The sequence below is a fragment of the Mesorhizobium sp. YM1C-6-2 genome, from assembly GCF_003666685.1.
GTDB lineage: Bacteria > Pseudomonadota > Alphaproteobacteria > Rhizobiales > Rhizobiaceae > Mesorhizobium_K.
Window position 1 is genome coordinate 70,436 of the sequence record NZ_RCIZ01000015.1, and the last position, 10,857, is coordinate 81,292.

The following is a 10,857-nucleotide window of genomic DNA, read 5'->3' on the forward strand; positions in this document are numbered from 1 at the left end:
TCAGTTGTCCGCATCCGGGCGAACGACGAGACGGAACCCGAGATGCGACACCGACGTATCGATCGGTTGCGCCATACGGGCTGCCGGGCGGTAGCGCCGGCAGTAGTTCGGAGCACACAGATGCGACCCTCCCTTGGTCACCTTTCGGGGTATCTTGACTGGATCGCGTGGGTCAGGGCTCGCGTGGCGATCACCGCCGCGCGGATTTGCGGCTGTACAGCAGGGGCTGTCGATATTGCCGTGCTCCTGATACCAGTCGCTCGTCCACTCCCATACATTGCCGATCATGTCGTAGAGACCGTAGCCGTTGGCCGGGAAGGAACCGACTGGGGCGGTGTATTCGAAGCGGTCGTCGAGCGTGTTGCGGTAGGGGAAGTCACCCTGCCAGGTATTGGCCATGTGGACGCCGTCCGGGGTAAAATCGTCGCCCCAGGCGAACTCCGCTTCTTCGAGGCCGCCGCGCGAGGCGAACTCCCATTCGGCCTCGGTAGGCAGCTCCATGCCGGCCCATTGCGCATAGGCTTCCACATCTTCCAGGGCCACGTGCACGACCGGATGGTCCCTGAGTTTGGCGATCGAACTCGCCGGTCCTCGCGGACGACGCCAATTCGCGCCCGGCACATATGTCCACCAGTTGTAGTGGTTGCGCATATCCACCGGACCCGAAGGCTTGCGGAACACGGTCGATGACGGAGCGAGCATTTCCGGCAGTGCGTCGGGATAGTCGTCCGGGTTGACCGGTCTCTCGGCCATGGTGACGTATCCGGTTTCCTTCACGAACTTTTCGAATTCGCGATTGGTGACCGCGAAACGATCGATCCAGAAGCCATCGACCCGCACGCGGTGCGCCGGCGCTTCTTCCGGATAGTGATGATCGGACCCCATCAGGAACTGCCCTCCGGGTATCCAGACCATGTCCCTGCCCAGAGGGGCCTCGCCTTGAGCGCGCGTCTGCGTCGTCAGCTTCATTGGCTATTCCCATTCTTCTGCAGGTCAGGTTCTGTCGCCGCGATCTTCGCGTGCTGCGCCCTGCGCCATCGGACGTATGGTATCGAGACAATCGCACCGATGACCAGATGCCAGAGCATGACGGAGGCGGCCGCCTTCGCGTCGGGAAAATTGAGGCTCGCAATGGCCATCGCTACGCCAGGATGGCGCGTGCCCGTCGCCAATGCGAGGACGGTCCGATTGTCAGCTTCAGGTCCGCCGAGCAGATGGCCGACGGCAAGCCCAAGGGCAGTGAACAGGATGAGGAAGACGACCACCCCGTCACCGACCTGAGTCCAGAAGGTCATGCCGCTCGTGATGACGACGGGGATGCATGCAACGACGAGGAGAACGATAGCAAAAACCGAGATCGGATGCGCCATGCGCTCCGCCGTCGTGGGAAGGAGCCAGCGGACGGCGACCCCCAGGACCACGGGCGCGATCACGGTCACCAGGACCGGCTGCAAGACACGGGCCACCGGCATGTGGAACTCGGCATGAAAGATCCGGCCCACGATCTCGATCGAGACGGGCACCAGGGCAATCGCCGCGATCGATGCGAGGACAAGCAGGCTGAGGGCGTAGGATTGCGTGCCGCCGGCCTTGGTCTGCTTGCCGGGCAGAATGGGCGGAACCGGTGACACCGCAAGGGCGATCAAGGCGATCTTGATCTCGATCGCGAGCTCGAAGAGCAGCGCGACGGCAACCGCGAAGATCAGCATGACCACGTTCATGGCGAAGATCGAGCGGACCAGCTTGACCGGTCGCCTGACCAGATAGAGCAGGTCGCCGGTCGCCGTCTTCAGACCCAGGGAGAAGACCATCGCCACGAGGCTCGCGGTGATGCCGAGGGTGATCAACTGTTGCAGTGTCATCGGGCTTCTCGCTCAGGTGACAAGTGCTCCGCCGAGATTCCGATCAAGAAGAAGCAGTATTCGTCGGTGTCACTCGTGCCGCGAATTCGGAGGTGGCGGCGACATATCGCCGTCACCTCCGAGATAGGCACTTGGAGGTGGCAGTTCGCGTCTGCCTTCTCGTCGCCTTCAGGCCAGTCTAGTTGTTGGATGTCCTGGCGGCCTCCATCTTCGCCATTGCGCCCTCGAGCGCCCTGTGCAGGCTGAGCGTGTCTGCCCCCTGCCGTGGTGGGAAGTCCATCAAGCTTTTGAGGTGATCGCGGATGAACGACTGTCCGGCCGTGGGCGCCCACATTTTTTGCGCAAAGAACTTTCGTCCCGCGTATCCCCATTCATGCGATTCGGGATCGATCTTCTCCATCGGATCCATGAGCAGATTAAAGAGATAGGGGACGTTCGGATAATATTTCTCGTTCCACCAGCTCCCTTCTGGCTTGAGCCCGATATGCATCTTCCAGGCGTCGACGCGGATGGCCATTAGGTCGGTCTCATCGTAATAGAAGAACTCACGCCGCGCCGACTTCTTCGACTTCCCGGTCCAGTGATCGAGGTTGTTGTAGCCGTCGAGATGAACCTTGTAGGTTGTGCCGTTCATCTTGTGGCCCTTCAGCAGCTTTTCCTTGAGATCCGGCACGCCGGCGGCAGCCGCCAGCGTAGCGTACAAATCCTCGTGGCTCTGAATGCCGTTCGAAATGGAATGCGCCGGGATCTTTGCCGGCCAGCGGGCCACGCAGGGAACGCGCAGGCCGCCTTCCCAGGTGGTGCCTTTCTCACCGCGGAACGGCGCATAACCTCCGTCCGGCCACATCATCAACTCATTGCCATTGTCGGTGGTATAGACAACGATCGTGTTGTCGGCGACGCCGAGTTCTTCGAGCTTGTCGAGCAGCGCACCGACATGCTCGTCGTGCTCCAGCATCTTGGCGCGGACGACGTCCTCTTCGGCGCGCCCCTCTTCCACCGCCATCTTCACATACTTCTTTTGCGGGTGCGACCAGATGTGAATGGCCGTCGAATTGAACCAGCAGAAGAACGGCTGGTCTTCCTTGCCGACCTTATCGAGCCAGTTCAGCGTGTGGCCAAGCACCTCGGAGTCAAACGTCTCCATGCGCTTGCGCGTTAGCATTCCCGTGTTCTCGACCTTCTGCTTGCCCACGCGACCAAAGACGGGATCGGTGGTCGCGTCATCCTTGTCGGTCGCCCAGGCATGCAGCACGCCGCGAGGTCCGTATTTCTTGAGATATGCAGGATCCTTCTGGCCCGGATAGTCGAGTTCTTCCGGTTCCTCTTCGGCGTTGAGGTGGTAGAGATTGCCGAACCACTCGTCGAAGCCATGTACGGTAGGCAGGAATTCATTGCGGTCGCCGAGATGGTTCTTGCCGAACTGGCCGGTCGCGTAGCCCTGCGATTTCAGCACTTCGGCCAGCGTCGGGTCCTCCTTCTGGATGCCACGCGTCGAGCCAGGAATACCGATCGTGGTCATGCCGGTTCGGACGGGCACCTGTCCCATGATGAACGCGGCGCGGCCGGCGGTGCAACTCGCCTGCCCATAATGGTCGGTGAATATGATGCCTTCCCGTCCGATACGATCGATGTTGGGCGTGTTGCCCATCATGCCGTTGGCATAAACGCCGACATTCCACATGCCGATGTCATCGCCGAAGATGACGAGAATGTTGGGCTTCTTGGATTCTTTCGCCATGGACCTTTCCTTTCCGGGGTTCAGCTCATTTCTCCGCATTGATCTCGAGCGCCAAGCTGGCCGAGGGGAGCCGCCGGGCCAGCAGTGCCCGCACATACGTATGCGGTTCACCGCGTAGGCTTCCGCGCATTGCACGCCGCTTCGATATCTTTCGACAAACGAATGCTTGCGGATAGTTGGACCTAGGACCTACTACTCGGGGAGTGGAAACATTCTCGGGGCAACGGAGCAGATTTGCCAAGTATGCCAATGCGGGCCATGTCTTGAATGAAGCCGGGACGCTAAGGCGAGCTTGGTCGAATTCAAAAAAGTGTTGCGCCTATTACAAATATGTCAATGAGTTCCGGTACACGTCCCGAAGCAACCTTGTCGTGAAGGCAGTTGAGGATTCCACAACGCAGACTGTTTGTCCTATGGTTCGCGGCCCTGGTGCTCGCCGGGTCCGGCGCAAAAACATTTGCCGACGAGGGCCGTTCGCCCCATCGTGTTCTTATTGTCTATGACTCCGATAGTACCCAGTTGGCTGCGGTTGAAATTGCCCGTGGTTTACGCACCGGCCTCAACGGCCGTTCACCTACGGATTTTGAAGTCTACAGCGAGTTTCTCGACAGTGTTCGTTTTCCGGAGGCGGCGAACCTCGACGATATGGCCGAGTACATGCTGGAAAAATACAAGAACACGACGCTCGATGCAGTCGTAGCGGTAGGGCCGACCGCCTTCACCTTCCTTTTGGACAAGCGTAGCGCGATCGCGCCCCGTGTCCCGCTCTTTTTTGGCGCCGTAACAGAAAACACGCTTGCCAAGTGGACGCTTCCGCCGGACGTGAAGGGCATCGTCAGCATATTTGATGTTCAGCAGACGGTAGCCTTGGCGCGCCGGCTCCAGCCCGATACCCGCGAAGCCGTCGTCGTTTACGGTTCATCGCCCTTCGACAAATGGTGGGAGCAAACTGCAAAGGCTGCCCTGGGCGAACGCTACGAAGGTTTCGATATCCGCTATCTCTCGGATCTGAGCATTGCGGAGTATGGCCAGGCTTTGAAGGAGCTGCCCGCCGAAGACGTGGTTGTTCTATTGTCGATATATGAAGATTCCGCCGGGCGGAAATTCGTGCCAGCGGAGGCTGCAGCGAAACTCGCCTCGGAATCCGGCGTGCCAATTTACGCCATTTACGACACATTTGTGGGTGTTGGCGCGGTCGCAGGCCAGGTTGCGACATTCCAGGATTTAGGCGAACAGCTTGGACAGCTCGTCTATAGCGAGCTTAATGGTGACGCCAGCGCACAGCAGGCTACGGATCAGATTACCCGCCCGGTCGTCGATTGGCGTGTGGCCGAGCGGTTCGGGATTAATCCGAATTTACTGCCCGCAGACACTGAAGTCCGCTTCCGTGAGCCGTCGCTTTGGAATGACTATCGGGGCACCATTCTCGCCACGCTCGCGGTTCTTCTTGTCTAGGCCGGCACGATTTCCGCCCTTATCATCCAGGGTCACCGCCGGCGTGCGGCTGAAGCGGAAGCAGCGACCGGCCGCGTCGAGGTGGCGCATCTTTCTCGCGCTTCGCTGCTCGGAGAACTCTCCGGGGCGTTTGCCCATGAACTCAATCAGCCGCTGACGTCGATCCTTGCGAACACCCAAGTGGCCAGGCAGATGCTTGGGAACGGCGAGACTGATGCCAAGGAACTCGAAGAGATTCTAGCCGACATTGAGGCCGACGACCGGCGTGCCGCGACCGTCATTGCACAGTTACGGCACCTGCTCACCAAGGGAGAGGCAGCGCTCGAGTCAGCAGATCTCAATACGATCACTGCAGCTACGATGAAACTGATCGCGAGTGAGCTTGTGACCAGGCAGACCAGCGTACGATTTCAACGGTTCCGCGACACGGTTCCCGTTCTGGCCAATGCAACCCAACTGCAGCAAATAGTGCTTAACATGGTTGTCAATGCGATCGATGCGACGCATCATTTGCCTCCTGCGGAGCGTGGCATAGACGTATCCGTCCGCAGAAATGGCAAGTGGGGCGATGTCATCGTGACCGACAACGGCTCCGGGCTTACGAGAGAGATGATGGACGAAGCGTTCAAGCCTTTCGTCAGCACCAAGCCGAAAGGGCTCGGGCTCGGGCTCTCCATATGCCGGTCCATCGCAAGAGCTCACGGGGGAAGCCTGCGGTTCGACACCGAGCACACGTCGGGCGCCAGAATAGTTCTTTCGCTTCCGTTGGAGGGACGAACCCATGAGCAGCACGGGATTTCGGGTCCATTTGGTGGATGATGACCCTCGGGTACTGAAAGCCCTGTCCCGAGTGTTGGCCTTTGCAGGCTATGAAGTGGAGGCGTTTGGCGACGCCGAATCTTTCCTTGAACGGCACAACCCGGCTGTGCCGGGTTGCGCGATCATTGATCTCGGCCTGCCGGGAAGGGACGGTTTTGCCATTCAGGCGGAAATGGAGGCTTGCGGCAGACCGGTCGTTTTCGTGACTGGGCAGGGAAGCATCCAGGCTGGCGTAAAGGCCATGAAGGCGGGCGCCTTGGATTTCCTCGAAAAGCCGGTCGAAACGACAACCCTTCTTACCGTTGTCGCCCATGCGATGCAGGTGGATGGACTCAGAAGGAGAGAGATGCGCGACAGGCAGGAATTCGATGAATGCGTCGCGAGACTGACGCCTCGCGAACGGCAGGTGCTTGATCTTGTCGTTGCAGGCCGCCTGAACAAGCAGATCGCAGGCGATCTTGGTACTGTCGAGAAAACCATCAAGGTTCACCGGGCGAGGGTAATGGACAAAATGGGCGCCAGAACCGTTGTCGGCCTCGTGCGCCTCGTCCAGCGCTTTCAACAGTAGTTCTTCATCAGGAGGGTGAAGACGGGTCATCAGACGTATTGGACCTAAGTCCAACTACGCGCCTTTCTGGTATTGCCTTAGTTGTCCATCATGGCGGCAGCAGATCATGTCATAGCTATCGTCGACGACGATGAAGCGGTGAGGCGTTCCCTCAGGCGTCTTGTCAATTCGCTTTCGTTCCAAGCTGCCGATTTCGCTTCCGGCGAAGCATTCCTGCAAAGTCTGTCGCAAGGCTCGCCGTCCTGCATGTTGCTCGATCTGCATATGCCGGGCTTGAGCGGCCTTGAGGTTCTCGAGGCACTGCAGACGCGGCGCCTGAAAATTCCGACGATTGTCATCACGGGAAATGCCCGACCGGATTTGCGCGAACGATGCATGCAGGCTGGCGCGATAGCGTACTTGCAGAAGCCCCTCGATCGCGATCTAGTCCTGACGTCAATCCAAGAGGCAACGGCGTCCTAGCGATGATGCACCAATCTCACCTGCAAAAAGCCAACCCGCTATCGGATGACATCACGCGCACGACCACGAACGCGGTACGCCTGTTTTTTGGAGCGATGCTGATGGCAGCCGCGCCGAGCGCGGTGCTCGCGGCAGACGCGGAGCAACCAATCCCCCTCGAGCCCGCTGGCGAGTGGCGCTTCTCGGTGGCTCCCTATCTCTGGGGCGCCGGCCTGAACGGCGATGTAGGATTGTTTGGCCGTCAACCCGTCGACATCGATATGAGCTTCGGGGATGTTCTCGACGATCTGCGTTTCGGCGGCATGCTCGTCGCGGAGATGCACAACGGGACATGGGGCCTGTTCGGGGACATCATCTATGTCAAGACCGAGGCCGATACCTCCGCCGTCCGTACCGTGCTTGGATCGCCTGTCTCCCTCGATGTGAACGTCGAAACGTCGAGCTTCACCGGCACTCTCATGGGCGAATATCGGCTCTATGGGTCCGATGCCGTCTCTGTCGACCTGATGGCGGGCGCCCGAATCTGGAGCGTCGACAACGACATCGACGCCAGCCTCGCTGCCGACGGGTCGCCGGTCGCCGATTTCAGCGGTAGCGACGGATCGACATGGGCGGACCCCATGATCGGCGTCAAGGCGCGGTTCGATACCGGTACGCCCTGGTTCTTCAACGCATGGGGCATGATCGGCGCTGGATCATCCGATTTTTCCTGGGATGTGCTCGGCGGCGTCGGCTACCAGTGGAATGACCGGTTCTCGACGGTGGGCGGCTACCGCGCACTTGGCGTCGACTACAGCGATGACGGTTTTGTCTACGACGTCGTGCAGCATGGTCCGTATCTCGGTGCGATTTTCAACTTCTGACGAAGGGCTGCAGACGCGGGAAGGACGAAGACGGAGCAAAAGGGCAAGTGAGCGAACGGTGGGCATACGAGTTTGCGATGGCGCGGAGGACGTTGCTCCTAGCCTGGACCTTGGTCCTTGTGTGCTGCACGTCCATGTTCCTCGTCGCTTCTGTGCGGGCTGAAACTGCTGCGCAGACCCCGCATTTCGCGACCTGGACTGGCGACCTTGACGGCATGGAAGACCGGCGCCTTGTTCGGATCCTGGTTCCTTACTCCAAGACAATTTATTTCATTGATGGCGGCCAGCAGCTGGGAACAGCCGTCTTGTTCGGCACTGCCCTCGAAAAGTGGCTCAACGAAACGTTCAAGAAGACGAAGCAAGTTGACAAGTTCAACATCGCCTACGTGCCGGTGGCACGAGGCGAGCTGCTTAATGCGCTGGTGGAAGGGCGAGGCGACGTTATCGCAGCTGATCTTACGATAACACCCGCAAGGGAGGAGCAGATCGATTTTTCCACGCCCCTCGCCACTGGAGTCAAGGAGGTTCTGGTCACCGGCCCCTCGGCGCCTGCAGTGAGGTCACTCTACGATCTGGGTGGCCAGAAGATCTTCGTGCGCAAAACCAGCAGCTACCACGAGCATCTGACCTCGCTGAACGCCGACCGCAGGCGTGCCGGCAGGCCGGAGGTGATCGTTGAGGAGATCAATGAGGACCTGGAGGATGAGGATCTGTTGGAAATGGTCGCCGCAGGCCTGCTTCCCTGGGCAGTCGTCGATCGCTTCAATGCCAACGTATGGGCAGAGGTGTTCGACGAGCTGACGGTCCACGACGACATCGCAATATCCGAGGGCGGCGACATCGCATTCGGTATCCGCAAGGACAGTCCGAAGCTGAAGCAGGCCTTGGCTGGCTATGTGAAGGAACACAAGATAGGCACCACCTTCGGCAACATCCTGAGGAACCGCTATTATAAGAGCGACAAGATGGTGCGCCGCGCCCGGGATCCGGCAGAAGCCGCCAAGCTCCAGGCGTTGATGCTGCTCTTTGCCACCTACGGGAAGCAGTACGATTTCGATCCGCTGATGCTTGCAGCGCAAGGCTATCAGGAATCACAGCTCGACCAGAGCAAGCGCAGCCCCAGCGGTGCGGTGGGCATCATGCAGCTTCTTCCGTCCACCGCCGCGGACAAGGCGATAGGTATCACGGGCATATCCGACAGCGAGGAACGCAATATCGAGGCGGGGGCGAAATATATGCGCCACCTGTCAAAGACCTACGTCGATGGCGATCACCTGAAGCCGCTCGACAGGATGTTGATGACGCTGGCCGCCTACAATGCCGGGCCGGGCAATCTGAGGAAGTTCCGTCACGAAGCGGAAAAACTCGGCCTTGACGCGGACGCCTGGTTCGGCAACGTCGAGAACGGCGCAGCCAAGATCGTGGGGCGTGAGACCGTTCAATACGTCAGCAACATCTACAAGTACTACATCGCCTATTCGATGTACCTGCAGCAACACGATCTGCGTCAGGAAAGCGTTGCAAGCCATTCCGGTGAAGAGACGCCCGAAACAGCGGGAGGAACAAAATGAAGGTGTTGAATACGGTAAATCTAACCCGGCTGTTCGTGGCTGCGGCATTGGCTGCGGGGACTGCGGGTCTGCTGGTGCCTTCGGCTTTTGCCCAGGAGCAGCAGGCGGCGGCGGATGCGTCCGCCGGTGAAGCCGATTCGCCGGCGCCCTTGAACATGGACGAGATGGAAGTGCTGGTGGCGCGGATCGCGCTTTACCCGGACGAACTGGTCGCGCTGATCTCCGGAGCTTCGCTCTATCCGCTGCAGATCGTCGAGGCGGCGCGCTTTCTCGATCAGTACGAGAAGGACAAGAGCCTCAAGCCCAAGGACGGGTGGGACGGCAGCGTGGTGTCGCTGCTCAACTATCCGGAGATCGTCAAGATGATGAGCGACGACCTTGAGTGGACGCAGAAGTTCGGTGATGCCATCGCCTACCAGCAGAAGGACGTTCTCGTCGCCATCCAGCAACTGCGCGACGAGGCGGTGGCCAAAGGCGTCATCAAGAGTGACGACAAAGTCCAGGTGACGACGGAAAACGACAACGTCGTCATCAAGCCCACGAATCCTGAGGTGATCTACGTTCCCCAGTATGAGCCACAGATGCTCTACGAACCGGGTTATGTCGTCGAGCCGATCCGCTACTACCCGGATCCCTATCCGCCCTACTGGTATCCGGGCGCAACCTTCTTTGCCGGCGTGGTGACGGGAGCGGTGTGGGGCGCCGTCGTAGACTGGGACGACTGGGGTGTCTGGGGCGGCCACTGGCATGGCAACGACATCGATATCGACTGCAACAACTGCTTCAACAACCGCGACTTCAACGGCAAGATCAACTTCAACGACGTCGACTGGAAGAACATCGACCGCGACAAGATCAAGTTCGACCGCGATCAGTTCAACAAGTTCGACCGCAACGAATTCAAGAACCGCGTCAAGCAGAACGGCGACAACGCGATCGGCGACCGTGCCCGCGACATCAAGCGGGCGGATGCAAAACGGCCGGACAGCCGCCCCGGCCAGGGCGGCGCTGGGACGAAGGATGTGCGCAAGAGCGTTCAGGACGGCCTGAAGGGGCAGGGAGCGAACCGGCCCGGCGCCGGCGACCGGCAGAACATCGATCGGTCCGGCAACCGGCAGGCTGCCGGCAACCGCGCTGGCACCAACAAGCCCAGCGTCAACCGCGACCGCCCCCAGCAAGGCAAGGTCAACAGGGATGTCGGCAAGCCCAAGCCCGCGCAGAGGGTCGACAATCGTCCCAAGAAGCCGTCGGGCCTTGGCAATCCGCAGCGCGGCAAGACCGCCCAGGTCCATTCCAACAGGGGTCACAAGTCGATGGGCGGCGGTCAACGCGGCGGTGCGCGCAAGGTCCACCACGGCGGCGGCGGACGCCGGCGCTAGGAAGAGGAGGTGAGGATCATGACCAGGATGTCTTACAACGCTCTGCTTCATTCAGTTTGCGCGGCGGCGCTCTCTCTCGGTCTGGCGGCGGCACTTCCGGCACTCGCCTTTGCGCAGGATGCTGCGATAGCCGAGCT

General features: G+C 59.9%; 10 protein-coding genes. 7 read left to right on the forward strand and 3 right to left on the reverse strand.

Annotated features, from left to right (window positions below; translation table 11 throughout):
- From D8676_RS24745 to D8676_RS24755, 3 genes are all read right to left on the reverse strand, one after another.
- Positions 1-969: a formylglycine-generating enzyme family protein gene (locus D8676_RS24745; protein ID WP_245427133.1), complete on the reverse strand. Its 969-nt coding sequence runs from the start codon at positions 967-969 to the stop codon at positions 1-3.
- Positions 966-1,862: a Na+-dependent transporter gene (locus D8676_RS24750; protein ID WP_121583769.1), complete on the reverse strand. Its 897-nt coding sequence runs from the start codon at positions 1,860-1,862 to the stop codon at positions 966-968. The genes D8676_RS24745 and D8676_RS24750 overlap by 4 nt, the downstream gene beginning before the upstream one ends.
- Positions 1,863-2,040: 178 nt before the next feature.
- The gene (locus D8676_RS24755) at positions 2,041-3,603 is read right to left on the reverse strand and encodes an arylsulfatase (RefSeq protein WP_210210759.1); all 1,563 of its coding nucleotides are present in this window, start codon (positions 3,601-3,603) and stop codon (positions 2,041-2,043) included.
- Positions 3,604-4,032: 429 nt separating this feature from the next.
- On the opposite strand from D8676_RS24755, the gene D8676_RS24760 reads away from it, so the two are divergent.
- The 7 genes from D8676_RS24760 to D8676_RS24790 all read left to right on the forward strand — a co-directional run bounded on the left by D8676_RS24760 (position 4,033) and on the right by D8676_RS24790 (position 10,720).
- The gene (locus D8676_RS24760) at positions 4,033-5,058 is read left to right on the forward strand and encodes an ABC transporter substrate binding protein (protein ID WP_147448255.1); all 1,026 of its coding nucleotides are present in this window, start codon (positions 4,033-4,035) and stop codon (positions 5,056-5,058) included.
- Positions 5,059-5,139: 81 nt separating this feature from the next.
- Entirely contained in the window at positions 5,140-5,877 is a 738-nt protein-coding gene (locus D8676_RS24765; RefSeq protein WP_121583772.1) for an ATP-binding protein, read from the forward strand.
- Positions 5,840-6,445, forward strand: coding sequence for a response regulator (locus D8676_RS24770; protein WP_121583773.1), 606 nt, complete (start codon positions 5,840-5,842; stop codon positions 6,443-6,445). Before D8676_RS24765 ends, D8676_RS24770 begins: the two co-directional genes overlap by 38 nt.
- A gap of 90 nt (positions 6,446-6,535) precedes the next feature.
- Positions 6,536-6,907, forward strand: coding sequence for a response regulator (locus D8676_RS24775; protein WP_121583774.1), 372 nt, complete (start codon positions 6,536-6,538; stop codon positions 6,905-6,907).
- 101 nt (positions 6,908-7,008) lie between these two features.
- Positions 7,009-7,770 carry a hypothetical protein gene (locus D8676_RS24780; protein WP_147448256.1) on the forward strand — a complete coding sequence of 254 codons (762 nt, stop codon included), beginning with the start codon at positions 7,009-7,011 and terminating at the stop codon, positions 7,768-7,770.
- Positions 7,771-7,904: 134 nt separating this feature from the next.
- On the forward strand, positions 7,905-9,341 hold the full coding sequence (locus D8676_RS24785; RefSeq protein WP_245427134.1) for a lytic transglycosylase F: 1,437 nt from the start codon (positions 7,905-7,907) through the stop codon (positions 9,339-9,341).
- On the forward strand, positions 9,338-10,720 hold the full coding sequence (locus tag D8676_RS24790; protein WP_121583776.1) for a DUF3300 domain-containing protein: 1,383 nt from the start codon (positions 9,338-9,340) through the stop codon (positions 10,718-10,720). The genes D8676_RS24785 and D8676_RS24790 overlap by 4 nt, the downstream gene beginning before the upstream one ends.
- The last annotated feature ends 137 nt before the right edge of the window (positions 10,721-10,857 follow it).

Bases quoted from the DNA above. Each gene is read 5' to 3' on its own strand.
- D8676_RS24745 (WP_245427133.1), bottom strand. From the start codon at position 969: ATGAAGCTGACGACGCAGACGCGCGCTCAAGGCGAGGCCCCTCTGGGC.
- D8676_RS24785 (WP_245427134.1), top strand. From the start codon at position 7,905: ATGTTCCTCGTCGCTTCTGTGCGGGCTGAAACTGCTGCGCAGACCCCG.
- D8676_RS24750 (WP_121583769.1), bottom strand. From the start codon at position 1,862: ATGACACTGCAACAGTTGATCACCCTCGGCATCACCGCGAGCCTCGTG.
- D8676_RS24770 (WP_121583773.1), top strand. From the start codon at position 5,840: ATGAGCAGCACGGGATTTCGGGTCCATTTGGTGGATGATGACCCTCGG.
- D8676_RS24780 (WP_147448256.1), top strand. From the start codon at position 7,009: ATGGCAGCCGCGCCGAGCGCGGTGCTCGCGGCAGACGCGGAGCAACCA.
- D8676_RS24775 (WP_121583774.1), top strand. From the start codon at position 6,536: ATGGCGGCAGCAGATCATGTCATAGCTATCGTCGACGACGATGAAGCG.
- D8676_RS24790 (WP_121583776.1), top strand. From the start codon at position 9,338: ATGAAGGTGTTGAATACGGTAAATCTAACCCGGCTGTTCGTGGCTGCG.
- D8676_RS24755 (WP_210210759.1), bottom strand. From the start codon at position 3,603: ATGGCGAAAGAATCCAAGAAGCCCAACATTCTCGTCATCTTCGGCGAT.